This is a genomic window from Mizugakiibacter sp., from assembly GCF_039680435.1.
Classification (GTDB): Bacteria; Pseudomonadota; Gammaproteobacteria; order Xanthomonadales; family Rhodanobacteraceae; genus Mizugakiibacter.
The window spans coordinates 15,878-38,512 of sequence record NZ_JBDKSX010000002.1 but is presented as its reverse complement, the minus strand read 5'-3'; the positions used below and the strand labels follow the sequence as shown (position 1 = coordinate 38,512).

The 22,635-nt window shown below is 71.3% G+C and carries 21 protein-coding genes; 15 read left to right on the top strand and 6 right to left on the bottom strand.

The genetic code is table 11. The annotated features are described in order from the left end of the window. Positions 1-195 precede the first annotated feature (195 nt). From ABFC67_RS00355 to ABFC67_RS00335, 5 genes are all read left to right on the top strand, one after another. On the top strand, positions 196-1,044 hold the full coding sequence (locus ABFC67_RS00355) for a protein-glutamate O-methyltransferase CheR (RefSeq protein ID WP_346736052.1): 849 nt from the start codon (positions 196-198) through the stop codon (positions 1,042-1,044). Continuing rightward, positions 1,041-1,712 carry a chemoreceptor glutamine deamidase CheD gene (gene cheD, locus ABFC67_RS00350; RefSeq protein ID WP_346736051.1) on the top strand — a complete coding sequence of 224 codons (672 nt, stop codon included), beginning with the start codon at positions 1,041-1,043 and terminating at the stop codon, positions 1,710-1,712. Before ABFC67_RS00355 ends, cheD begins: the two co-directional genes overlap by 4 nt. Before the next feature lie 8 nt (positions 1,713-1,720). Then, positions 1,721-2,824: a chemotaxis response regulator protein-glutamate methylesterase gene (locus ABFC67_RS00345; protein ID WP_346736050.1), complete on the top strand. Its 1,104-nt coding sequence runs from the start codon at positions 1,721-1,723 to the stop codon at positions 2,822-2,824. 24 nt (positions 2,825-2,848) lie between these two features. Next, on the top strand, positions 2,849-4,036 hold the full coding sequence (locus ABFC67_RS00340; RefSeq protein WP_346736049.1) for a methyl-accepting chemotaxis protein: 1,188 nt from the start codon (positions 2,849-2,851) through the stop codon (positions 4,034-4,036). 163 nt (positions 4,037-4,199) lie between these two features. Continuing rightward, the gene (locus ABFC67_RS00335; RefSeq protein ID WP_346736048.1) at positions 4,200-4,505 is read left to right on the top strand and encodes an STAS domain-containing protein; all 306 of its coding nucleotides are present in this window, start codon (positions 4,200-4,202) and stop codon (positions 4,503-4,505) included. 240 nt (positions 4,506-4,745) lie between these two features. Here the strand turns inward: ABFC67_RS00335 and ABFC67_RS00330 are convergent, their stop codons facing one another. After that, a complete protein-coding gene (locus ABFC67_RS00330; RefSeq protein ID WP_346736047.1) occupies positions 4,746-5,102 on the bottom strand; it encodes a hypothetical protein in 357 nt (118 codons plus the stop codon). 128 nt (positions 5,103-5,230) lie between these two features. Then, on the bottom strand, positions 5,231-5,587 hold the full coding sequence (locus ABFC67_RS00325) for a hypothetical protein (protein ID WP_346736046.1): 357 nt from the start codon (positions 5,585-5,587) through the stop codon (positions 5,231-5,233). A 136-nt stretch (positions 5,588-5,723) separates the two neighbouring features. Here ABFC67_RS00325 and rsgA point away from each other — a divergent pair, with 136 nt between their 5' ends. The 5 genes from rsgA to ABFC67_RS00300 all read left to right on the top strand — a co-directional run bounded on the left by rsgA (position 5,724) and on the right by ABFC67_RS00300 (position 14,792). Then, complete coding sequence (gene rsgA, locus ABFC67_RS00320; protein WP_346736045.1) at positions 5,724-6,797, top strand: ribosome small subunit-dependent GTPase A; 1,074 nt, start codon at positions 5,724-5,726, stop codon at positions 6,795-6,797. A 232-nt stretch (positions 6,798-7,029) separates the two neighbouring features. Further along, a complete protein-coding gene (locus tag ABFC67_RS00315; RefSeq protein ID WP_346736044.1) occupies positions 7,030-8,298 on the top strand; it encodes a flavohemoglobin expression-modulating QEGLA motif protein in 1,269 nt (422 codons plus the stop codon). 140 nt (positions 8,299-8,438) lie between these two features. Further along, on the top strand, positions 8,439-10,730 hold the full coding sequence (locus ABFC67_RS00310; RefSeq protein WP_346736043.1) for an NADP-dependent malic enzyme: 2,292 nt from the start codon (positions 8,439-8,441) through the stop codon (positions 10,728-10,730). A 174-nt stretch (positions 10,731-10,904) separates the two neighbouring features. Further along, complete coding sequence (gene aceE, locus ABFC67_RS00305; RefSeq protein WP_346736042.1) at positions 10,905-13,622, top strand: pyruvate dehydrogenase (acetyl-transferring), homodimeric type; 2,718 nt, start codon at positions 10,905-10,907, stop codon at positions 13,620-13,622. A 348-nt stretch (positions 13,623-13,970) separates the two neighbouring features. Beyond that, positions 13,971-14,792, top strand: coding sequence for a type II CAAX endopeptidase family protein (locus ABFC67_RS00300; RefSeq protein ID WP_346736041.1), 822 nt, complete (start codon positions 13,971-13,973; stop codon positions 14,790-14,792). Positions 14,793-14,922: 130 nt separating this feature from the next. Here the strand turns inward: ABFC67_RS00300 and ABFC67_RS00295 are convergent, their stop codons facing one another. The 3 genes from ABFC67_RS00295 to ABFC67_RS00285 all read right to left on the bottom strand — a co-directional run bounded on the left by ABFC67_RS00295 (position 14,923) and on the right by ABFC67_RS00285 (position 18,070). Continuing rightward, positions 14,923-16,923: an amidohydrolase family protein gene (locus ABFC67_RS00295; protein WP_346736040.1), complete on the bottom strand. Its 2,001-nt coding sequence runs from the start codon at positions 16,921-16,923 to the stop codon at positions 14,923-14,925. 161 nt (positions 16,924-17,084) lie between these two features. Further along, positions 17,085-17,567, bottom strand: coding sequence for a YajQ family cyclic di-GMP-binding protein (locus ABFC67_RS00290; protein ID WP_346736039.1), 483 nt, complete (start codon positions 17,565-17,567; stop codon positions 17,085-17,087). 50 nt (positions 17,568-17,617) lie between these two features. Beyond that, positions 17,618-18,070: a hypothetical protein gene (locus tag ABFC67_RS00285; RefSeq protein ID WP_346736038.1), complete on the bottom strand. Its 453-nt coding sequence runs from the start codon at positions 18,068-18,070 to the stop codon at positions 17,618-17,620. Positions 18,071-18,211: 141 nt separating this feature from the next. On the opposite strand from ABFC67_RS00285, the gene ABFC67_RS00280 reads away from it, so the two are divergent. Continuing rightward, complete coding sequence (locus ABFC67_RS00280; protein WP_346736037.1) at positions 18,212-18,940, top strand: hypothetical protein; 729 nt, start codon at positions 18,212-18,214, stop codon at positions 18,938-18,940. Positions 18,941-19,214: 274 nt separating this feature from the next. After that, positions 19,215-20,216, top strand: a complete 1,002-nt coding sequence (locus ABFC67_RS00275) for a hypothetical protein (RefSeq protein ID WP_346736036.1) — start codon at positions 19,215-19,217, stop codon at positions 20,214-20,216. Positions 20,217-20,243: 27 nt separating this feature from the next. Here the strand turns inward: ABFC67_RS00275 and ABFC67_RS00270 are convergent, their stop codons facing one another. Then, positions 20,244-20,774: a GNAT family N-acetyltransferase gene (locus ABFC67_RS00270; RefSeq protein ID WP_346736035.1), complete on the bottom strand. Its 531-nt coding sequence runs from the start codon at positions 20,772-20,774 to the stop codon at positions 20,244-20,246. Between the two features lie 76 nt (positions 20,775-20,850). Between ABFC67_RS00270 and ABFC67_RS00265 the strand changes: the two genes are divergently transcribed. The 3 genes from ABFC67_RS00265 (at position 20,851) to ABFC67_RS00255 (ending at position 22,515) form a co-directional block, all read left to right on the top strand. Beyond that, on the top strand, positions 20,851-21,267 hold the full coding sequence (locus ABFC67_RS00265) for a VOC family protein (RefSeq protein ID WP_346736034.1): 417 nt from the start codon (positions 20,851-20,853) through the stop codon (positions 21,265-21,267). Between the two features lie 50 nt (positions 21,268-21,317). After that, positions 21,318-21,893, top strand: a complete 576-nt coding sequence (gene rimJ, locus ABFC67_RS00260; RefSeq protein WP_346736033.1) for a ribosomal protein S5-alanine N-acetyltransferase — start codon at positions 21,318-21,320, stop codon at positions 21,891-21,893. A 70-nt stretch (positions 21,894-21,963) separates the two neighbouring features. Next, complete coding sequence (locus tag ABFC67_RS00255; RefSeq protein WP_346736032.1) at positions 21,964-22,515, top strand: peroxiredoxin; 552 nt, start codon at positions 21,964-21,966, stop codon at positions 22,513-22,515. Positions 22,516-22,635: the final 120 nt, after the last annotated feature.

Here is a 22,635-nt window from a genome sequence, read left to right as displayed (position 1 = left end):
CGCCTTCCGCGCAGGAGCCGGCCGCCCGCACCGCGCGCACGCCGGCTGCGCGTCCGCGCGCCGAGCCGGAGGCCGACGATGCCGACGCGCTGGCGCTGTCGCCGCCCAAGCGCTTCAACGGCCACGCCGGCAAGGCCGCCGCTGCGGAAACCGAGGCTGGCGGCTGGCAGGAATTCTGAGCGCGGACGCCCACGCATGGCCGCCACCGCATTCGCCGCCGAGCATGCCTACGCCTTCACCGACGCCGACTTCCGTTTCCTGCGCGAGTTCGTCGCGGCGAAATGCGGCATCGCGCTGGGCGAGCACAAGCGCCAACTGGTGTACGGCCGGCTGGCGCGGCGGCTGCGCGCGCTCGGCCTGTCCAGCTTCGCGCAGTACTGCGAGCTGCTGCGCCGCGAGCCCGAGGCGGAGCTGGACGCGCTGGTCAGCGCGATCAGCACCAACGTCACCGCCTTCTTCCGCGAGGCGCACCACTTCGAGTACCTCGCCGACGAACTGCTGCCGAAGCTGCTGGCGGCGCGCGGCGGGCGCGTGCGCATCTGGTCGGCCGGCTGCGCCACCGGCGAGGAGCCGTACACGCTGGCGATGGTGCTGGCCGAAGCGCTGGAAAAGCATGGCGCGGCCGACGCACGCATCCTCGCCACCGACATCTCGCCGCAGGCGCTGGACGCGGCGCAGCGCGGCAGCTACCGCATGGACCGCCTCGACGACGTCGACGCGACGCGCCGGCGGCGCTGGTTCCTGCGCGGCACCGGTCGCTACGCGGGCCAGGCGATGGTGCACCCGCGCCTGCGCGAGCTGATCGCGTTCCGGCCGCTGAACCTGCTGGAAGCGTGGCCGATGCGCGGCACGTTCGACGCGATCTTCTGCCGCAACGTGGTGATCTATTTCGACAAGCCGACCAAGGAGCGGCTGTTCGCGCGCTTCGCCGGCCAGCTCGCCGCGGACGGCCACCTGTTCCTCGGCCACTCCGAGTCGCTGTACGGCATGAGCGACGCGTTCCGCCTGGTCGGCCGCACCATTTACCGCAGGAGCGCGGCATGAACGCGGTCACCGCCCTGGCGGTCGCGCCGGCAGCCGACGTGCTGGCCGCGTCCGGCTTCGACCGGAACCGCGTGCTGCCCGGCTTCGAGCAGGTCAACCGCTACTGGGACCCGCACCTCAAGCGGGTCGCGGTGAAGATCCTGCCCGGCCAGTTCTACGTCACCGTGCAGGGCGAGGCGGTGGTGACCGTGCTCGGCTCGTGCGTGTCGGCGTGCATCCGCGACGCGGCCAGCGGCGTCGGCGGCATGAACCACTTCATGCTGCCGGAGCCGGCGCCGGGCGACAGCGGCGCGTGGGCCGCCACCGCCGGCCGCGCCGCGCGCTACGGCAGCGACGCCATGGAGCAGTTGATCAACGCCGTGCTCAAGGCCGGCGGCGTGCGATCGCGGCTGGAGGTGAAGATCTTCGGCGGCGCGCGCGTGATGAGCGACGTCGGCCGGCGCAACGTCGAGTTCGTGCGCCGCTACATCGCCACCGAAGGCCTGACCCTGGTCGCCGAGGACGTCGGCGACGTCTACCCGCGGCACGTGCAGTTTTTCCCCGACAGCGGCCGCGCGCGCATGCGCCCGCTGCGCGTCATGCACAACAGCACCATCCTGGATCGCGAGCGCGGCTACCTCAAGCAGCTCGAAAAGGATCCGATAAAGGGTGAGGTCGAGCTTTTCTGAGGCCAGCGATGTCAAAGGTACGCGTGCTCATCGTCGACGACTCCGCGCTGGTGCGGAAGATGCTGACCGAGATGCTTTCGGCGGATGCCGGCATCGAGGTGGTCGGCACCGCGCCGGACCCGCTGGTCGCGCGCGACAGGATCAAGCAGCTCGAACCCGACGTGCTGACCCTGGACGTCGAGATGCCGCACATGGACGGCCTCACCTTCCTCGAGAACCTGATGCGGCTGCGGCCGATGCCGGTGGTGATGGTGTCCTCGCTGACCTCGCGCGGCGCCGAGGTGACGCTGCGCGCGCTGGAGCTTGGCGCGGTCGACTTCGTCGGCAAGCCCAGCGCGGACCTGAGCGGCACGTTCGGCGACTATGCCGCCGAGATCGTCGCCAAGGTCAAGGACGCCGCGCGCGCGCGGCCGCGCGCCTACACCGCCAGCGTGCCGCGCCTGGGCGCCGCGCCGAAGCTCAACGCCGACGCGGTGCTGCCGCGCGCGCAGCTCAGGGAGCTGCCCTCGGCCGGGCGCGTGATCGCGATCGGCGCTTCCGCCGGCGGCACCGAGGCGATCCGCGTGGTGTTGGCGGCGATGCCGCCGGACGCGCCGCCGATCGTGATCACCCAGCACATCCCGGCGCAGTTCAGCGGCCCGTTCGCCGCGCGCATGGACGCCAACTCGGCGATGCGCGTGTGCGAGGCGCAGAACGGCCAGCCGATCCTGCCCGGGCACGCCTACATCGCGCCCGGCGGCCAGCACCTGCTGGTGATGCGCGACGGCGCGCGCTACGTCTGCCGCCTGCACGACGGCCCGCCGGTCAGCCGGCACAAGCCCAGCGTCGACGTGCTGCTGCGCTCGGTCGCAGCCAGCGTCGGCGCGCAGGCGGTCGGCGCGATCCTCACCGGCATGGGCGACGATGGCGCGCAAGGCCTGAAGGAGCTGCGCGAGGCCGGCGCGCCGACGCTGGCCCAGGACGAGGCCACCAGCGTGGTCTGGGGCATGCCCGGCGCGGCGTGGAAGGCCGGCGCGGCGCAGGAGCTGCTGCCATTGCCCGAGATCGCGATGCGCCTGCTGCAGCTCGCACAACATCCCATTACCCACGGCAGGACGCGCACGGGCAGCTAGCCCGCGCGCCCACAGGAGACGGCCATGCAGCCGCTGCACAGGAACGAACTGGCGATCGGATTCGGCGTGGGCGCGCTTGCGCTGCTGGCGGTGCTGGCCTCGGCGCGACCGTGGGTGGCGCCGCTGGCGGTGGCGCTGCTGACCGCGGCCTGGATCGTGCTGCTGCACCGCGCCAGCCGCCGCTGGGCGGCGGCGCCGGCGGACGCCGCGGCGCTGTCCACGGACGCCGCCGAGGGCATGCGCGACGCGCTCGACGAGGTGCGCGTGGCGCTGCTCGACGAGCTCGGCCACGCCGCGCGCGAACTGCACCAGGCGCTCGACATCATCCGCGATGCCGGCGCGCAGCTCGGCTCCGGCTTCGAGGGCCTGAGCAGCAAGACCGGCGCGCAGCAGGCGCTGCTGCGCCAGATCATGGAGGCCACCGCCGGCGGCGGCTCGATGCAGGGCTTCACCGGCAAGACCACCGAGCTGCTTGAGCACTTCGTCGGCCTGGTGGTGGAGCTGTCGCGCGAGAGCCTGCGCATCGTCTACCGCATCGACGAAATGTCCGAGGAGATGGACGCGGTGTTCGCGCTGCTGAAGAACGTCAACACCATCGCCGAGGAAACCAACCTGCTGGCGCTGAACGCGGCGATCGAGGCGGCGCGCGCCGGCGAGGCCGGACGCGGCTTCGCGGTGGTGGCCGGCGAGATCCGCAACCTGGCGCGGCACTCCAACCAGTTCAACGAGAAGATCGGCGCCCACGTCGAGCGCGCGCGCGGCGCGATGGAGCAACTGCGCGGGCTGGTCGGCCGGCTCGCCGCGCAGGACCTCAGCGTGGCGCTGTCGACCAAGGGCGACATCGACCGCATGATGGACCACGTCACCCACACCGAGGCGCGCGTGGCCGCGGCCGCGGACGAGGTGACGACGATCAACCACGGCCTCAGCAGCGACGTCGCCACCACGGTGCGCTCGCTGCAGTTCGAGGACATCCTGACCCAACTGCTGCGGCAGACCCGCCAGGGCCTGGTCGACCTGCAGGGCGTCGCCACCGAATGCACCCGCGACCTCGCCGCCCTGGCCTGCGACGAGCGCGACCAGGCCGCCGCGCGTGCCCGCACCGAGCGCCTGCGCGAGCGCCTGCACGTGCAGCGTGAGCGTGCCCGCGCGCGGCAGAAGGGCCCGGCGCTGCAGACCTCGATGAGCGCCGGCGAGATCGATTTGTTTTAGAACGGGGAGACGGGAGACGAGGCGCGCGCCCCTCGTCGGGCCGCCGTTCCGGCGAATCGCGGTTCGCGCTGCACCCGCCGCACGTTCCGGCCCAGTCCCGCTTTCTCAAGCTTCCTGTCCGCGCGCCGATAAAGAACCAGGAACCGCCGCAGCGCCGAAGCCCATGTCCATCACCGCCGAACACGACCGCGAGCACGGCTGCCTGACCATCCGCGTGCAGGAGCGCTTCGATTTCTCCGTGCACAAGCAGTTCCGCGACGCCTACCTGAAGCTGCCCGCGCCCGCGCGCAGCTACGTGATCGACCTCGCCGGCACCGAGGAGATGGACAGCTCGGCGCTGGGCATGCTGCTGCTGCTGCGCGAGCACGCCGGCGGCGACCGCGCCGAGATCCGCGTGGTCAACTGCAGCCCTTCGGTACGCAACATCCTGCGCATCGCCGGCTTCGGCGAGCTGCTGACCCTGCACTGAGCGGGCGCCTGCCCGAAATCGCCCGCACGCGGGCGCCTGCGCGAAGGCGTGGGCGCGGTTGCGGTCGCCTGCACGCAGGCTCCTACCGGCGCGCGGGTGTAGGGGCCTGCGTGCAGGCGACCCCAGGTTGGCGCGCAGGCAGCCCCGGGCTGCGTGCGGGCGACCGCTACGGAAGCGGGGCCAAAAAAACGGGGCCCGCAGGCCCCGTCGAAGTCAGTGGTGATGGGGGTGAGGGGGGGATCACCACTTGCGTACGCCGACGATGCTGACCGAGAACTCGGACATCTCCGGGTTGAAACGGAACAGCGGGCCGAGGTCGAAGCTGACGCTCTGGCCCGGCGGGATGTTGGCGGTGCCGGCCGGCCAGCCGTCCTCGCTGCTGAGCACGCGGCCGCCGGCGTCCTTGGCGACGATGCGGATCTGCGCGGCGGCCGGTTCGCTGCACTTGTTGACCAGCTTGCCGGCCAGGCTGAGCTTGCGCTCGCGCGGATTGGGCGTGGCCTGGAAGCCCTCGACGCCGAAGCTGGTCGCCGTGCAGTCGGCGAACGCAGGCAGGGAGGCGGTGGCCAGGGCCAGGGCGACGATCAGGACTTTCATCTTCGGTACCTCGCGGGTTGCCGGACGGTGCGATCGCGCCTGCGCCGCGGCGCAAACGCGATCTGCCTCGTACACCGGATCGGCCGCGCCCGCGGAATCTTGAGTTACACGACGTTGCGCCGCGGCAATCACCACTTGCGCACGCCGACGATGTTGACCGAGAAGTCGGCCATCTCCGGGCTGAAGCGGAACAGCGGGCCGAGGTCGAAGCTGACGCTCTGGCCCGGCGCGATGTTGGCGGTGCCGGCCGGCCAGCCGTCCTCGCTGCCGAGCACGCGGCCGCTGGCGCTCTTGGCGACGATGCGGATCTGCGCGGCGGCCGGCTCGCTGCACTTGTTCACCAGCTTGCCGGCCAGGCTGATCTTGTTGGCGCGCGGGTTCGGCGACGCCTGGAACGCGTCGACGGCGAAATTGGCGGCGGTGCAGTCGGCGAACGCGGGCAGGGAAAAGGCGACCAGCGCCAGGGCGGCGATCAGGGCTTTCATGTCGTGACCTCGATGTGGGGGAAGGGGGGCCGGCCCGCGGCAGGCTGCGGGCCGCACATCCGTACGGTTTCGGCCGCGGCGCCGCGGGCTTGAGTTACAGCTCGTTACGCGGCGTGACGTACTTCATAATCCGCGCATGTCGAGCGAACCCGCTTCCGTCCGCCTGGCCGGCATCGGCTGGCGCGGCGATCCCGTCGCCGAGGCCGAGATCGCGCGCGGCCGCGCGCTGGCGCGCGTGGTCGCGCAGCACCGCGCCGGCTACGAGCTGCACGACGGCGAGCGCGTGTTCGACGCGCAGCCGGCGGCGCCGTTCCTGAAGCGCGGGCTGGATCCGGCGGCGCGCCCGGCGGTCGGCGACTTCGTGCTGGTCGAGGATGGCAAGCCGCCGCGCATCGTCGCCTTCCTGCCGCGGCGCAGCGCGCTCACCCGCGCCGCCGCCGGCGAGCGCTACGAGCGCCAGCTGATCGCCACCAACGTCGATTACGCATTCGTGCTGATGGGCCTCGACCAGGACTACAACCCGCGCCGGCTGGAGCGCTACCTGCTGCTGATCGAAGGCTCCGGCGCGCAGGCCGTGGTGGTGCTGACCAAGGCCGACAAGTACCCGCAGGTCGATGCCGCGCTGGCCGAGCTGGCGACGCGCCTGCCCGAGGGCACGCCGGTGCACGCGATCAACGGCAAGGACGCCGCCAGCGTCGCCGCGCTGGCGCAGTACCTGAAGCCGGGCGACACCGCCGTGCTGGTCGGCTCCTCCGGCGTCGGCAAGTCGACGCTGACCAACACCCTGCTCGGCGAGGCGCGCATGGCCACCGCCGCCACGCGCGGCAGCGACGGCCGCGGCCGCCACACCACCACCCATCGTGCGCTGCTCAAGCTGCCCAGCGGCGGCTGCCTGATCGACACGCCCGGCATGCGCGAGCTGAAGCTGACCGGCGAGGAAAACCTCGAGCTGTTCGCCGACGTCGAGGCGCTGACCGCGCGCTGCCGCTTCTCCGACTGCGGCCACGGCAACGAGCCCGGCTGCGCGGTGCGCGCCGCGCTGGATGCCGGCGAGCTCCCGGCCGGGCGCTGGCAGAGCTACCTCAAGCTGCACGACGAGCGCGAACAGCAGGCCGCCGCGCTGGAAGCACGCCTCCAGCGCAAGGCCGGGGCCAGGCCGGCGAGCAAGGCGCTGGGGCGGCGGGCGCGCGAGAAGCACGGACCGTCCTGAGCGCGGAAGCGACGACGGCGGCGATGATGCGGGGCCGCTTGCGCAAGCGATCCGGGCCAAGGCCTCTCCCGCAGGTGCCGGCGACTCGTGGCCGAGGCCGCGTGGCCCGAGGCACGACTTGCGCCTTTTTCGCGCCCCTTGCAGGCAGTCGGTCCTGCGTCCCGGCATGATGCCAGCTTCGCGTCCGGCGGCATTCAGCCCGCTCCGGTTGCACCGCAGTAGACTCGCGCGCATGTCTGCCGCCGCGCTTTCCCCCGCGCTCGAACGCCACGCCGCGCTGGACCGCCGCCTGGTCGCCGCGGTGCGGCGCATCCGCGTGCTGCCGACGGTGGCGTGGCCGGCGGCGGTGGAGCGCGCGTTCCTCGAGCGCGCACAGCGCGGCGACATGGCGCTGCCGCAGGTCGACTACGCGCGGCCGGACCTCGCGCGCGAGCGCGCCGAGCTGGAAGCGATCGCCGCCGCCGCCGATCCCGGCCATCCGGCGGGCGTCTACCTGATCCGCACCGCGACCTCGTGGCGCATCGCCGCCGAGATGCTGGAGGCGGTCGGCACGGCCGCGGTGACGTCGCACGCGATCGTGCTGTACGGCCGCCCGGGCGACGCGATCCCCGGCGGCGACGCGAGCAATCTCGACGCCGCGCGCCATTTCGTCGCGCTGGCCGACGAGCTGGGCGCGCAGCTCGCGCTGGACGAGGCCGCCTACTGCATTCCCGCCGAAGCGCTGCGCGACGAGCTGCAGGCGACGCTGGACGCGTTCTTCGGCCATGGCCGCATCGCGGTCGAGGCCGATCCCGAGCTGACCGCCAAGGCCGCCGCCGGCGCGACCCGCATCCGCCTGCGCTCGGCGACCTGCTTCAGCGCCTACGACCGCCACCAGTTGCTTGCGCACGAGGCGTTCGTGCATTCGCTGACCGCGCTGAACGGCCGCGAGCAGCCCTATCTCGCCTCGCTGTCGCGCACCTCGCCGCGCGTGACAGCGACGCAGGAGGGGCTGGCGGTGTTCGCCGAACTGATGTCGGGCTCGATCGACATCGGGCGGCTGAAGCGCATCAGCCTGCGCATCCTCGCCATCGACATGGCGCTGGACGGCGCCGATTTCGTCGAGGTGTTCCGCTATTTCCGCGACGCCGGGCAGACCGCCGTCGACAGCTTCAACTCCGCGCAGCGCGTGTTCCGCGGCGTGCCGCCGACCGGCGGCGCCGCGTTCACCAAGGACAACGTCTACCTGCACGGCCTGCTCACCGTACACACGTTCTTCCGCTGGGCGCTGAAGAACAACCGGCTCGACCTCATGCGCCAGTTGTTCGCCGGCAAGATGACCCTGCACGATGCGATCACGCTGGCGCCGCTGTTCGAGTCCGGCTTCATCGCGCCGCCGCAGTACCTGCCGCCGTGGGTGAGCGAGGCTGCCGGACTGGCCGGCAAGCTGGCGTTCTCGCTGTTCGCCAACCGCATCCACATGACCGCCGTCGACGCCACCGACCTGACCCCCGGACTGTAGCCGCGCGAACGTGCGCGGGCGCACGGAAAGCGCGCAACGGCGCGGGTTTGCGCGGGGGCGCTGCGCACCGCTGTGGTATAGTCGCGAGCGACATTCCCCCTGTCCGCGGTCGTCGCCGCGGACGCATCCGATACCCATCCATGGCTACCCCCGAGGAACTCAAGCAGGCCGCGCTGGACTATCACCGCTGCGGGCCTGCCGGCAAGATCAAGGTCGTTCCCACCAAAGCCCTGCTGACCCAGCGCGATCTCGCGCTCGCCTATTCGCCCGGCGTCGCCGCGGCCTGCGAGGCGATCGTCGAGGATCCGCGCAGCGTTTCCGAACTGACCGCGCGCGGCAACCTGGTCGCGGTAATCACCAACGGCACCGCCGTGCTCGGCCTCGGCGACATCGGCCCGCTGGCCGGCAAGCCGGTGATGGAAGGCAAGGGCGTGCTGTTCCGCAAGTTCGCCGGCATCGACGTGTTCGACATCGAGGTCAGCGAGCGCGACCCGGACAAGCTGGTCGAGATCATCGCCAGCCTGGAGCCGACCTTCGGCGGCATCAACCTCGAGGACATCAAAGCGCCGGAATGCTTCATCGTGGAGAAGAAGCTCCGCGAGCGCATGAAGATCCCGGTGTTCCACGACGACCAGCACGGCACCGCGATCATCGTCGGCGCTGCGGTGCTGAACGCGCTGGAGATCGTCGGCAAGAACATCGCCGACGTGAAGCTGGCGACTGCCGGCGCCGGCGCCGCGGGCATCGCCTGCCTGGACATGCTGGTGGCGCTGGGGCTGAAGCCGGAGAACATCCTGGCGGCCGACCGCGACGGCGTGCTGCACGAGGGCCGCACCGACCTCGACCCGGACAAGCGGCGCTACGCGCGCCGCACCGACAAGCGCACGCTGGCCGAGATCGTCGCCGGCGCCGACATCTTCCTCGGCCTGTCCGCCGGCGGCGTGCTCAAGCCGGAGATGGTGGCCGCGATGGCGCAGCGGCCGGTCATCCTGGCGCTGGCCAACCCGACGCCGGAGATCCTGCCGGAGGAAGCGAAGCGCGTCCGCCCCGACTGCATCGTCGCCACCGGCCGTTCGGACTATCCGAACCAGGTCAACAACGCGCTGTGCTTCCCGTACATCTTCCGCGGCGCGCTGGACGTCGGCGCGACCACCATCAACGAGGCGATGAAGCTCGCCTGCGTGCGCGCGATCGCCGCGCTGGCGCGCATGGAAGCGACCGACCTGGCCGGCGCCTACGCCGGCGAGACGCCGAGGTTCGGTCCCGAGTACCTGATCCCGCGCCCGTTCGACCCGCGCCTGCTGACCAAGCTGGCGCCGGCGGTGGCGCAGGCGGCGATGCAGTCCGGCGTCGCCACGCGGCCGATCGCCGACCTCGGCGGCTACCGCGAGAAGCTCGGCCAGTTCATCTACCGCACCGGCCTGCTGATGAAGCCGGTGTACGAGCGCGCGCGCGCCGAGCCGAAGCGCGTGGTCTACGCCGAGGGCGAGGAGGAAACGGTGCTGCGCGCGGTGCAGACCGTGGTCGACGAGCGCCTGGCCCGTCCAATCCTGATCGGCCGGCCCGAGGTCATCGAGGCGCGCGTGCAGCGCCTCGGCCTGCGCATGCGCGCGGGCGTCGATTTCGACCTGACCAACATCCACGACGATCCGCGCTTCGCCGACTACTGGCAGCAGTACCACGCGCTGACCGAGCGCCGCGGCGTCACGCCTTCGGCGGCCAAGAACCTGATGCGCTCGCGGCCCACGCTGATCGGCGCGCTGATGGTCGAGCGCGGCGAGGCCGACGCGCTGATCTGCGGCCTGATCGGCCGCTACCACAAGAAGCTTGGCTACCTGCGCAGCGTGTTCGGGCTGGATCCGGGCGTGCAGTGCACCTCGGCGATGTGCGGCGTGATCAACGACCGCGGCGTGTGGTTCTTCCTCGACACGCACGTGCAGGTCGATCCCAGCGCCGAGCAGATCGCCGAGGCCACCCTGCAGGCCAGCTATCGCCTCAAGCTGTTCGGCATCGAGCCCAAGGTGGCGCTGCTGTCGCACTCCAACTACGGCAGCCACGACAACCCCAGCGCGGCGAAGATGCGCCGGGTCTGGCAAATCCTGCGCACGCGCGCGCCGCGCCTGGAGATGGACGGCGAGATGCAGGCCGACACCGCGTGGGACGAGGCGATGCGCCAGCGCATGTTCCCGCACACCACGCTGAGCGGGCGCGCCAACCTGTTCGTGATGCCGAACCTCGACGCCGCCAACATCGCCTACAACATGGTGCGGGTGATGACCGACGGCGTGTCGATCGGCCCGATCCTGATGGGCCTGGACAAGCCGGCGCACATCCTCACCCCGGTGTCCACCGTGCGCCGCGTGGTCAACATGACCGCGCTCGCCGCGGTGGACGCGCAGTTGCGCGCGGCGGCGCGCGGCGCGCGGCGATGAGCGCGCGCCCTCTGCCGCGCCGGCGGGTCGCGGCGCGTATGCCGGCGGTCGGATGGCGCCGCGCGAGCGCACGGCGCTAGACTCGAAAGCCCGCCCCGCTGCCCGCGCGGCCGCGGGGCGCAAACCCAGCGAAACGAGCGGCGCCGCCTCCCCCGGCTCCGCGGAGAGAGCACGATGAACCAGCTGCAGGACATCCTCGACCAGGACATCGACCCCGTCGAGACCCGCGAGTGGACCGAATCGCTGCAGGCCGTGATCGGCGCCGACGGTACCGCGCGCGCGCACTACCTGCTGGAGCGCATGGTCGACGAGACGCGCCGCGCCGGCGGCTACCTGCCGTTCCAGCCGACCACCGAGTACGTCAACACGATCCCGCCGCACCTCGAGGCGAAGAGCCCGGGCGACGCCGCGCTGGAATGGCGCATCCGCTCGATCATCCGCTGGAACGCGATGGCGATGGTGGTGCGCGCCAACCGCAAGCCGGGCGAGTTGGGCGGCCATATCGCCAGCTTCGCCTCCTCGGCCACGCTGTACGACGTCGGCTTCAACCATTTCTGGCGCGCGCCCAGCGCCGAGCATCCGGGCGACCTGATCCTGCACCAGGGCCACTCCAGCCCCGGCATCTATGCGCGCGCGTTCGTCGAGGGCCGCATCGACGAGGCCACGCTGGACCGCTTCCGCATGGAGGTCGGCGGCCATTCGCTGCCGTCCTATCCGCATCCGTGGCTGCTGCCCGACTTCTGGCAGGTGCCGACCGTGTCGATGGGCCTCGGCCCGATCCAGGCGATCTACCAGGCGCAGTTCTGGAAGTACCTCGAGAACCGCGGCCTGATGCCGAAGACCGACCGCAAGATCTGGTGCTTCATGGGCGACGGCGAGGTCGACGAGCCGGAGTCGCTCGGCGCCATCTCGCTGGCCGGACGCGAGGGCCTCGACAACCTGATCTTCGTCGTCAACTGCAACCTGCAGCGCCTCGACGGTCCGGTGCGCGGCAACGGCAAGATCATCCAGGAGCTGGAAGGCGTGTTCCGCGGCGCCGGCTGGAACGCGATCAAGGTGATCTGGGGCTCCTACTGGGACCCGCTGCTGGCGCGCGACAAGGACGGCCTGCTGCGCAAGCTGATGATGGAAACCGTCGACGGCGAGTACCAGGCGTGCAAGGCGTTCGGCGGCGCGTACACGCGCGAGCACTTCTTCGGCAAGTATCCCGAGCTGAAGGAGATGGTGGCGAACCTCTCCGACGACGACATCTGGCGCCTGAACCGCGGCGGCCACGATCCGCACAAGGTCTACGCCGCCTACCACGCCGCGGTGAACACCACCGGCATGCCCACCGTGATCCTGGCGAAGACCGTCAAGGGCTACGGCATGGGCGAGTCCGGCGAATCGCAGAACATCACCCATCAGCAGAAGAAGATGGGCACCGCCTCGATCAAGGCGTTCCGCGACCGCTTCAACATCCCGGTGCCGGACGACAAGCTGGAGGAAGTGCCGTATTACCACCCGGGCATGGACTCGCCGGAAGTGCAGTACATGCTGGAACGGCGCAAGGCGCTGGGCGGCCCCCTGCCGCAGCGGCGCCGCAAGAGCGCCAGCCTGCCCGCGCCGAAGCTGGACGCCTTCGCGCAGATCACCAGCGGCAGCGGCGAGCGCGAGATCAGCACCACCATGGCGCTGGTGCGCGGCATGAACCTGCTGCTGCGCAACAAGGACATCGGTCCGCGCCTGGTGCCGATCGTCGCCGACGAGGCGCGCACCTTCGGCATGGAGGGCATGTTCCGCCAGATCGGCATCTACGCGCCGTTCGGGCAGAAGTACCGCCCGCAGGACGCCGACCAGTTGCTGTACTACCGCGAGGACCAGCAGGGCCAGGTGCTGCAGGAAGGCATCAGCGAGGCCGGCGGCATGGCGGCGTGGATGGCCGCGGCCAGCAGCTACTCGATCAACAACGTGCCGATGCTGCCGTTCTTCATCTACTACTCGATGTTCGGCTACCAGCGTTTCGGCGACCTGGCCTGGGCCGCCGGCGACATGCGCTGCCGCGGCTTCCTGATCGGCGGCACCAGCGGCCGCACCACGCTGAACGGCGAGGGCTTGCAGCACGAGGACGGCCACTCGCACCTGATGTTCGGCGTGGTGCCGAACTGCCACGCCTACGACCCGACCTTCTCCTACGAGGTCGCGGTGATCATGCAGGACGGCATCCGCCGCATGCTGCAGGAGCAGGAGGACGTCTACTACTACGTCACCGTGATGAACGAGAACTACACCCACCCCGACATGCCCAAGGGCTGCGAGGAGGGCGTGATCAAGGGCATGTATCTGTTCCGGGACTCGGGACTCGGGACTCGGGACTCGGACAAGGGCAAGAACCGGAACAAGCATGTGCCGTGCGTGCAGTTGCTCGGCTCCGGCACGATCCTGCGCGAGGCGATCGCCGCCGCCGAGCTGCTGGAAAAGGAGTTCGGCGTCTGCGCCGACATCTGGAGCTGCCCGAGCTTCACCGAGCTGCGCCGCGACGGCTTCGAGGCCGAGCGCTGGAACCGCATGCACCCGCTGGCGAAGACCCCGCGCAAGGCGCACGTCACCCGGTGCCTCGAAGATCGCCCGGGCCCGGTCGTCGCCGCCACCGACTACGTGCGCGCGTTCCCCGACCAGATCCGCGCGTTCATGCCGGAAGGCAGGAGATACGTCGTGCTCGGCACCGACGGCTTCGGCCGCTCGGACACCCGCGAGCACCTGCGCAGCTTCTTCGAGGTCGACCGCTACCACATCGCCCACGCCGCCATCGCCGCGCTGGCCGCCGACGGCAAGATGAACCCCGAAGACGTCGCCCGCGCGATCAAGGTGTGGAAGATCGACGCCGAGCGGCCGGAGCCGTGGACGGTGTGAGCGTCTGCTTCCCGCGGCATGCGGGAAGGGCGGTTTCGTCGGCCTTCGCCACGGTCGGACGACGCGATCGGCGCGTCGTTCCGGCCCGCTGGCATGGCCGCAGCGGGTAGGCGGCTCTCGGGCGGGGCGGGCGCGGCGTACCCTCGCCCCGCACACCGCATCCATGGCCGCGCTGGCGCTCTCGGAGCGGCACGCGCCCCCGACGCACATCCACCCGCAGTCGCCCCATCGGAGACCGCGCTAGCGCCTTTAAACCCTTCGGTGGGCGGCGGCATCTTTCAGCCATGGCGACCGGCCAAGATCGCGGACCGGGAGCCGACGAGCGCGTCTGACCGCCGATTGCGGCGCATGGCGGTGACATCCGAACCGGAGGGGGGTATGTCCATTCGAAGCTTGGCGCGCGAGAAGCCGCTGCGCGTCTACTTTCCGTTGGCTTTCCTGCTTTCGTGGTACCCGTGGCTGCTGTCGCTGCTCGGCGTGCCCAAGGCCTCCGGAATCAACCCGCTCGGCCCGCTGGTCGCCGGCCTGATCCTGTCCGGCCTCGCCGGCGGCTGGCCCGCGGTGCGCGGTCTGCTCCTGCGCATCGTGAGGGTGCGGGTGGCGCCGCGGTGGTATGCGGTGGCGCTGCTGCTGCCGGTGTTGTTGCTGGCGTCGTCGCTGGCCATCAACATCGCCTTGGGCGCGCCCGCGCCCACCGTGGCGCAGTGGCAGAAGTGGCCGGAAGTGTTCGCAAGCTTCCTGTTTACGCTGGTGTTCGTCGGGTTGGGCGAGGAGCCCGGATGGCGCGGGTACGCGCTGCCGCAGCTTCAGCGCGTGCGCACGCCGCTCTCCGCGGCGCTGGTGCTGGGCGCCATCTGGGCGCTTTGGCACGTGCCGCTGATGGGCAAGGAGTTCGCCTGGCCGGTGGTGCCCTGCTTCCTGATTTCGGTGTTTGCAGCCAGCGTGGTGTTTGCGTGGCTGTACAACGGCGCGCGCGAGAGCGTGTTGCTGTGCATGATGATGCACGCCGCGGTGAACGTGACCGGTGCGGGTTACGTGTTCCGCTTCTACGGCGGTGCCGATCTGACGCGCCTGTGGTGGATCTATGCATTGGTGTGGGCGACGGCCGCGGCGCTGATCGCGTGGCGTGCCGGCCCGGCACTGGGGCGCCGGACCGCGACGCCGGCCTGATGCGTTGCCGCCACGGCATGCGTGCGTGCCGTGGCCCTTGTGCGAGGGCGGTGTCGCTGCGCGCCCTCAGGCCCGTAGGGTGGGCTTCAGCCCAGCGCCCGTGGCGCTCCCCTCGCTTCGCCGCCGCGACTCAACGCGCCCGCGGCGCGATCCCCAGCGCCTTCTCGATCGCCGCCGGCTCGAACACCTTGCCGCCCTTGAGGGTGAGATCGACGCGGCGCAGGTCGCGCATGTCGCGCAGCGGGTCGCCGTCGACCAGGATCATGTCGGCGAGCTTGCCGGCGGCGATCACGCCGCGATCCTTGTCGACGCCCATCACCTCGGCCGGCGTCAGCGTGGCCATGCGCAGCACTTCGGCGTTGGGAATGCCGGCCTTTGCATACAGTTCCAGTTCGACGTGCAGGGTGTAGCCGGCCAGCGCGTCGGTGCCGGGGAGGGTGGTCACGCCGGCGTCGTGCAGCCCCTTCAGCAGGCGCAGCATGGCCGGGAACGCCTCGCGCCAGGCCTGCTCCTCGCCCTTCGGCACCGGCAGCGCGCCGCTCAGCAGGCTGCGGCGGATCTGCGCCGGCAGGCGCGGGGCGACGTCCTCGAGGCCGGGCGGCACCGCGGTGGGATCGCCGCAGAACAGGCCTTCGAACACCGACATGGTCGGGTCGAGCACGGTGTGGTGGCGCTTGAGGAAGTCGATGAAGGCGCGTACCTGCGGCTTGTCCGGCGTGAACTCGCGCGCGTGCTCGGCCACCTTGATGAAGCGGTCGCGGTTGCGCGTTTCCTGCACCTGCGGCCAGAGGAAGTTCAGCTCGATGAAGTTGATGTGCTGGATCTCGTCGGCGCCGGCCTCGACGAACTGGCGCGCCGACATGAACGCCGGCACGTGGCCGCTGACGCGCAGGCCGCGCGCATGCGCCTCGTTGGCGATCACCGGCACCAGTTCCGGCTTCACCGAGGAATAGATCTTGATCTGCGCGTAGCCGTGGTCGGCATACCAGTCGACGTCGGCCAGCGCCTGCGCGGCGGTGTCGACGCGCATCTTGGTGGGGCCGGCGAATTCGCCGGTGCCGTCGATGATGCCGGCCTTGAGCACGCGCGGGCCCAGCTCGGTGCCGGCGTCGAAGCGGGCGACGCGCTTCGGGAAGGCGTCGGTGTCGTTGGCCATGTCGCGCGCGCTGGTGACGCCGTTGGCGAGATCGAGCGCGCCGTCGACGCCGCCGAAGTGCTGGTGGTCGTCCCACAAGCCCGGCAGCAGGAAGCGGCCGTGCGCGTCGATGGTCTCGGCGTCCGCGGGGGCATGCAGGTCGGCATCGGCGGCGACGCGCACGATGCGCTCGCCGCGAATCCATACGGACATGCCGGGGGTGGCCCGGAGGTCGCGCGGATCGAACAGCCGCGCGTTGCGGATCACCAGGTCGCCCTTGGGCGTGCGCGTCAGCTCGCGCGCGACGCGCGCCGACCAGGCGGTGTCGGCCTGTTCCTGCACCGCCGCCAGCTTCGGCACCGCGCCGGCCAGCGCCGGCGGCACCACGGTGAACCAGCCGGACACCAGCGCGGCGGTGTCGCCGTCGCGGGTCAGCCAGATCGACGTCGGCGTGAAGTCGAGGCCGCTGATGCGGTAGTGCGAGAGCGTGACCTTGGCGCCCGCTGCGTCGCGGACCTCGGCGGTGCCGGCGGCTTCGATGCGCGCCTCGCCGGCCGGCAGCAGCGGCAGGCGGTGGCCCGGCGCCTTCAGCAGCGCACGCGCCAGCACGCCCAGCATCTCCGGCGGCGCGTTCGCCGGGATGTAGAACGCCTCGCCGACTTGCGTGCGCTCGCCGTGCTCGGTGCGGTTGCTCCAGCTCGCCTTGCCGTTCGCCAGGCGGAAGGATTCCTCCACCGGCACCTTCATGTAGTCGTTGCCCTTGCCGGTGTATTCGACCGGCACGCCGGCGGCGTCCAGCTTCCAGTCGGCGACGATGTGGTCGCCGCGGCCGCGGTCGTTGTAGCTGTACTCGGCGTGGGCGCCGGCGGCCGTGGCGGACACGCTCTGGCTGCCGGCGGGATTGCCGAGGATCAGGATGCGGTCCTCGCGCGCGGACGCGACGGCGGTGGCGCCCACGCACAGCAGTGCGAGCAGCAGCAGCGGATGGCGGCGCATGGCGGGCTCCCCGTTCGAGGCCGTCAGCAAAGCAAAGCCGGTGGGCGCGTTCATGTGCCGGATGCACTAGGCGGGAGCTGCGTGGCCCCGCGCTCGCGTCGTTCCTGGGGGTATCTCCTCATCGCGACCCCCGGCGAAGGGCGCGACGGCCTCGACGCGCCTCAGTCGCGGAAGTTCTCGAACTGCAGCGGCACGTCCAGCTCGGTCTTGCGCAGCAGGGCGATGGCTGACTGCAGGTCGTCGCGCTTCTTGCCGGTGACGCGCAGCTTGTCGCCGTTGATCTGCGCCTCGACCTTGAGCTTGGCGGCCTTGATCGCGGCGATGATCTTCTTCGCCACCGGCTGCTCGATGCCCTGCTTGACGGTGATGCGCTGGCGCGCCTCGGCGAGGTTGGTCTCAGGTTCGGCGGCGTCCAGGCAGCGCAGGTCGATGCCGCGCGCGACCAGCCGCCCGCGCAGGATCTCCAGCATCTGCTTGAGCTGGAAGTCGCTGGGTGCGCGCTGGGTGACGACGTAGCCTTCCAGCTCGAAGCGCGCCTCGCTGCCCTTGAAGTCGAAGCGGTCCTTCAGTTCGCGGTTGGCCTGGTCGACCGCGTTGGTCAGCTCGTGCTTGTCGACTTCGGAGACGACGTCGAAGGAGGGCATGGCGGCGGGTCCGTGCGCGGAGGCGAGGTGCCTAGTGTACGGCGCGCCGTTCAGAACAGGTCGAAGGCCAGCCCCTCGCGCTCGTTGTCCCAGGTCGTGCTGACCACCCACCAGCGCGCGCCGTCGTGGAACAACTGGATCGAATTGGCGCCGCGCTTCAGCAGCAGCGGCGAATCCGGCGCCGGGCGCGATTCGTACACGCTCCACACGTGCGCGACCTGGCCGAAGCGCTCGACGCGCTGCTCGATCTCGATCTCGTAGAAGTCGTTGCGGGCGAAGAACGGCTCGACGTTGGCGATGTAGGCGTCGGTGTCGAACGCCTCGGCGCGCACGCGGCCGTCGGGGTCGACGACGGTGCGCAGGCTGCGCGCGTCGGCGCGGTGCAGGTAGCGGAAGCGCGCCCAGTCGCGCGGCGCGCCGGCCGGACCGGAGATGCAGGCATAGATCGCGGGAACCAGGGTCTCGATGCGTTCCACGTCGCGCTGCCAGGCCGGGTCGGTCATCGGTTCGCCTCCGCTGTCGATCCCGCGAAGCTAACCGCGCGTGCCGCGGCCGTCATGGGCCGAAGGTATGCGTGCGGGCTTGCGTCGGCGGCGCCCGGCGGCCACGCTTGGCGCCGTTGCGATTGCCGCAGGAGCCCAGCGATGTCCGCACGCGTATGCCGTCCCGCCGCCCTGGTCTGCGCCGCGGCGCTGCTCGCCGCCTGCTCGCCAGGCGGCAACGCGCCCACGCCGGCGCAGCTCGCCGCGCAGCAGCAGGCCGCGCGCGAGGCGCAGGCGACGCAGAAGCTCGCGCTGTATCAGACGATGGTGAACACGCAGCGCTACGCGCTGGCGGTGCCGATCGGCCAGGACATCGTGGCGAACTTCGCCGGCACGCAGGCTGCGGCGACGGTGCAGAAGACCCTGCCCGAGATCGAGCGCACCGCGAGCGCCAACGCCGAGAGGGCCCGCCTGCAGGCGCTGTGGGCGTACCAGACCGGCAAGGAGTCGGGCGGCACGCAGATCACCGCGTCGATCTACAGCTCGCGCCCCGGCGGCGACGACCGCGTGCGCCTGGTGCTGCGCCGGCACTCCGCCTGGGGCCAGAGCGCGTATCTGTTCGGCAGCGGCCGCGGCTTCGCCTGCAGCGGCCATTGCGCGATCCCGATCGGCATCGACGGCGCGCCGCCCAGACCGTGGAAGGCCTACCTGCCCGTCACCGGCGAGCCGGCGATCTTCATCGAGGACGATCCACGCTTCATCGCCGCGCTGGCGAAAGCGAAGAAGCTGACCATGCAGGTCGAGCTGAAGGGGCGCGGCTCGGAAACGCTGGTGTTCGAGGTCGGCGGCTACGATCCGGCGCGCTTTCCCGAACTGCCCGGCAAGCGTTGAACGAAAGGCGCGGCGGCCGCCCCTGTGCGTCCGACACCTGCGCTTTGGGGCAATTCGCGGTGGCGGGGCGTTGCGGGTCGGCCTTGACACCGCCCGCTGGCGTCGGCGATAAACGGATGCGATGTCTGCGCATTCGGCGATGATCGGCGCAAGTTGCGCTGGGGGCGCCGAATCGGGTCGATAATCGCAATGTGGCGCGCAATTTGCTTGCAACTGGTCGGCATTGCGCCACGCCGACGCGGGCACGGGGGTGTCCGGCAGGGGGGGATCGCTCATGAAACGTCGTGCTACCGGGCTGCTCGCGCCCGTCGCTGTTCTGCTTGGTCTATTCGCGCTCGCCGCGCAGGCGGAGGTGCCGGAACCGCCGGCTCCGCCGCCGGATGCGCCGGCGGTTTCGCTGACTCCGGCGCAGAAGCTGCGCTTCGCCTGGCCGGTGCCGGTCAGCGCGCAGGTGGAAGTGCGCGAAGGTTTCAACGGCCCGTGCTCGCTGCGCTACACCATCGAGTTGCGCGACGACGGCGCCGGCGGCTACATCCTCAGCGCGCGCGATCCGCAGCCGCTGTCCGGCAAGCTGGCGCAGTGGACCGAAGCGACCAGCGAGGCCGGTCGCCGCGCGCTGTGCATGCCGCTGACGGTGCGGCTCGACCATTCCGGCCGCTTCTTCGGCTTCGTCGACGCCGACGCGCGGCTGAAGGAGGCGATAGCCGGCCAGCACTACATCGCCGGCGCGGAATCGGTGATGCCGGAGCTGCGCCGCGACCTGGTCCGCCGCGAGCTGGAATCGCGCACGATGCAGACGCTGAACGCCTGGTTCGGCGCCTGGGACGGCGCGCCGCGCGATGTCGCCGGCTCGGTACGGCGGCGCGCCACCGCGCCGGAGCCGTGGCCACTGCTGGTCGACTGGCAGATCACCCGGGTCGGCCAGCCGAAGAACCAGGCCGGCACCGAGTTCTGGGCCTACGGCGAGCTGGCCGACGCCGCGCGCGCCAAGTACCAGTTGCGCAGCCAGAAGGTCGGCGCCGATGCCTGGGTGCCGGGCGCGGCGGCGCCGGACGACTGGTATCCGGACCTGGTCGGCCTGACCCACGCCTACCTGGACGTCGCCACGATGCGGCCGCTGCACGTCGAGTCGGTGCTGTACAAGCGCGTCAGCTCGGCCTCCAAGCCGGCCAGCGATCGCGCCATCGCGCGCCAGCTCACCTTCGACTTCACCTGGAGCGACGGCCTGAAGGCCGCCGGCAACTATCCCTCGCCGAAGGCGCTTGCCGCGCCCTGACGTCGCGACGCTGCGGCGCGCGGCCCTTCAGGGGGCGCGCGCCAGCAGGTAGGAAGGGTGCTGCAGGCCGGTCGGCGGGTACAGCTCGGCGTGCGTATAGCGGAAGCCGAGCTTTTCCAGCATGCGCCGCGACGCATCGTTGTGCGGATGGTGGCCGGCGAACAGCGCCTGCAGTCCGAGCACGTCGAACGCGTAGGCGATCGTCGCGCGACCGGCTTCCTCGGCGAGCCCGCGCCGCCAGTAGGCTGGCTGCAGGTGCACGCCCCACTCGGCGATGCCCGCCTCCGGGCGGTACGGGCGCAGACCGCAGCAGCCCACGAAGGCGTCGCCCTCGCGCAGGAACAGCGGCCAGTACTGGTAGCCGTGCGTGCGCTGGGTGTCGATCTCGCGCGCCAGCCGCGCGGCGATCGCCGCGGCGTCCGGCGCTCCGTCGGCATGGATGAAGCGCGCCACCTGCGCGTCGCCCCACAGCGACACGGCGAGCGGCAGATCGTCGGTGTGCCAGCGGCGCCAGCCGAGGCGGTCGCTGGCCAGGAAAGTGCGCGTCGGTTCGGGCATGGCGGGCGGCGGCGTGCGAATGTGCGATCTTGGGCATCAGAGCATCCCGGCCACCCCCACGCATGCGGAAGTCGTCATGGCGAGCCTGCTGGTCAACATCGACGTGGACGATCTCGATCGGGCGGTAACGTTCTATACGCGGGCCTTCGGCCTGCGCGTCGGCCGCCGCTTCGGCGCCGGCGGCGTGGAGATGCTCGGCGCCGAGGCGCCGCTCTATCTCCTGGCGAAGCCGGCCGGCAGCGCCGCGACCGCCGCGCCGGGCACGCCGCGCGACTACCGCCGCCACTGGACGCCGGTGCACCTCGATTTCGTGGTCGACGACCTCGCGGCGGCGATGCGCGCCGCGCTGGCCGCCGGGGCGCGCCGGGAAGGCGAGCCGCGCAGCCAGCCATGGGGCCGCATCGCGCGGTTCGCCGATCCGTTCGGGCACGGCTTCTGCCTGCTCGAATTCCGCGGCCGCGGCTACGACGAGCTGGCCACGCCCGCGGGCTGAGCGGGCGCCGCGCGCGCGTGCGGCTACACTGCGCCGTTGCCGGAGGCGCCATGGACACCATCCCCCACCTGACCACGCCGCGCACGCGGCTGACCGTGATCGGCCCGGAACACGCCGCGGCGATCGCGGCCTACTACTGCGCCAATCGCGAGCACCTCGAGCCGTGGGAGCCGCTGCGCGATGCCGCGTTCTACACCGTCGCCGGCTGGCGCGCGCGCGCGGCGGACCTGCGCGCGGCGTTCGCGCGCGGCACGGCGGCGCCGCTGGTGGTGCTCGCGCCGGAGGCGGAGCGCGTGATCGGCATCTGCCAGTTCAGCCAGATCGTGCGCGGGTCGTTCCAGGCCTGCTACCTCGGCTATTCGCTCGGCCGCGAGTGGGAAGGCCGCGGGCTGATGCGCGAGGCGGCGGCGGCCGGCATCGCCTACGTGTTCGATACGCTCGGCCTGCACCGCATCATGGCCAACCACATGCCGCGCAACGAGCGCAGCGCGCGCCTGCTGCAGCATCTCGGCTTCGAGCGCGAAGGCTACGCGCGCGCCTACCTGAACATCGCCGGGCGCTGGGAGGATCACGTGCTGAACGCGCTGATCAACCCGCGCATGCCGGCCGGGCGGACGCTGGCGTAAGCTCGGACGCCCCGGGCCGGTCCTGCATTCGCCAGGCGGGATCCCGCCGTCGCTCCGTGAGGTGACTACGATGCGCCGTTTGCTCTCGCTGTTGCTGCTGGTCCTGCTGATCGCCCCGCTGCCGCTGTTCGCCGCCGACGCGGCCGCCGCCGGCGCCCCGCAGGACGGCCAGGCCGCCCCCGACTTCAAGCTGCAGGACCAGCACGGCAAGTGGCACACGCTGGCCGACCACAAGGGCCAGTGGGTGGTGCTGTACTTCTACCCGAAGGATTTCACGCCCGGCTGCACCACCGAGGTGTGCACCTTCCGCGACGACATCATCGCCCTGCACAAGGCCGGTGCCGAGGTGCTCGGCGTGAGCCTGGACGACGTCGCCTCGCACGCGAAGTTCGCCGAGAAGTACCACGTGCCGTTCCCGCTGCTGTCCGACAACACCCAGGTCACCGCCAAGGCCTACGGCGTGCTGACCTCGCACATGGGCATGAGCTATGCGCGCCGCGAGACTTTCCTGATCGACCCGCAGGGCCTGATCGCCAAGCACTATCCGGACGTCGATCCGAAGGAAAACTCCCGGCAGGTGCTGGCCGACCTGGCCGCGCTGAAGCAGCGTAGCGGCGGCTGATGCGTCGATCCCGGCGCGGCGCGGGACGCGTCGCGTCGGCGCTCGCCTCGCGGGCGCGCGCCCGGGCAGCGCGTTCAGCACGGATTCCGCCGCGCGGCGCTACTCCTGCGTCGTCTTCAT

Bases quoted from the DNA above. Each gene is read 5' to 3' on its own strand.
- ABFC67_RS00355 (WP_346736052.1), top strand. From the start codon at position 196: ATGGCCGCCACCGCATTCGCCGCCGAGCATGCCTACGCCTTCACCGAC.
- cheD (WP_346736051.1), top strand. From the start codon at position 1,041: ATGAACGCGGTCACCGCCCTGGCGGTCGCGCCGGCAGCCGACGTGCTG.
- ABFC67_RS00335 (WP_346736048.1), top strand. From the start codon at position 4,200: ATGTCCATCACCGCCGAACACGACCGCGAGCACGGCTGCCTGACCATC.
- ABFC67_RS00290 (WP_346736039.1), bottom strand. From the start codon at position 17,567: ATGCCCTCCTTCGACGTCGTCTCCGAAGTCGACAAGCACGAGCTGACC.
- ABFC67_RS00265 (WP_346736034.1), top strand. From the start codon at position 20,851: ATGGCGAGCCTGCTGGTCAACATCGACGTGGACGATCTCGATCGGGCG.
- rsgA (WP_346736045.1), top strand. From the start codon at position 5,724: ATGTCGAGCGAACCCGCTTCCGTCCGCCTGGCCGGCATCGGCTGGCGC.
- ABFC67_RS00300 (WP_346736041.1), top strand. From the start codon at position 13,971: ATGGCGGTGACATCCGAACCGGAGGGGGGTATGTCCATTCGAAGCTTG.
- ABFC67_RS00255 (WP_346736032.1), top strand. From the start codon at position 21,964: ATGCGCCGTTTGCTCTCGCTGTTGCTGCTGGTCCTGCTGATCGCCCCG.
- rimJ (WP_346736033.1), top strand. From the start codon at position 21,318: ATGGACACCATCCCCCACCTGACCACGCCGCGCACGCGGCTGACCGTG.
- ABFC67_RS00315 (WP_346736044.1), top strand. From the start codon at position 7,030: ATGTCTGCCGCCGCGCTTTCCCCCGCGCTCGAACGCCACGCCGCGCTG.
- ABFC67_RS00325 (WP_346736046.1), bottom strand. From the start codon at position 5,587: ATGAAAGCCCTGATCGCCGCCCTGGCGCTGGTCGCCTTTTCCCTGCCC.
- ABFC67_RS00295 (WP_346736040.1), bottom strand. From the start codon at position 16,923: ATGCGCCGCCATCCGCTGCTGCTGCTCGCACTGCTGTGCGTGGGCGCC.
- ABFC67_RS00310 (WP_346736043.1), top strand. From the start codon at position 8,439: ATGGCTACCCCCGAGGAACTCAAGCAGGCCGCGCTGGACTATCACCGC.
- ABFC67_RS00275 (WP_346736036.1), top strand. From the start codon at position 19,215: ATGAAACGTCGTGCTACCGGGCTGCTCGCGCCCGTCGCTGTTCTGCTT.
- ABFC67_RS00345 (WP_346736050.1), top strand. From the start codon at position 1,721: ATGTCAAAGGTACGCGTGCTCATCGTCGACGACTCCGCGCTGGTGCGG.
- ABFC67_RS00270 (WP_346736035.1), bottom strand. From the start codon at position 20,774: ATGCCCGAACCGACGCGCACTTTCCTGGCCAGCGACCGCCTCGGCTGG.
- ABFC67_RS00285 (WP_346736038.1), bottom strand. From the start codon at position 18,070: ATGACCGACCCGGCCTGGCAGCGCGACGTGGAACGCATCGAGACCCTG.
- ABFC67_RS00340 (WP_346736049.1), top strand. From the start codon at position 2,849: ATGCAGCCGCTGCACAGGAACGAACTGGCGATCGGATTCGGCGTGGGC.
- ABFC67_RS00280 (WP_346736037.1), top strand. From the start codon at position 18,212: ATGTCCGCACGCGTATGCCGTCCCGCCGCCCTGGTCTGCGCCGCGGCG.
- aceE (WP_346736042.1), top strand. From the start codon at position 10,905: ATGAACCAGCTGCAGGACATCCTCGACCAGGACATCGACCCCGTCGAG.
- ABFC67_RS00330 (WP_346736047.1), bottom strand. From the start codon at position 5,102: ATGAAAGTCCTGATCGTCGCCCTGGCCCTGGCCACCGCCTCCCTGCCT.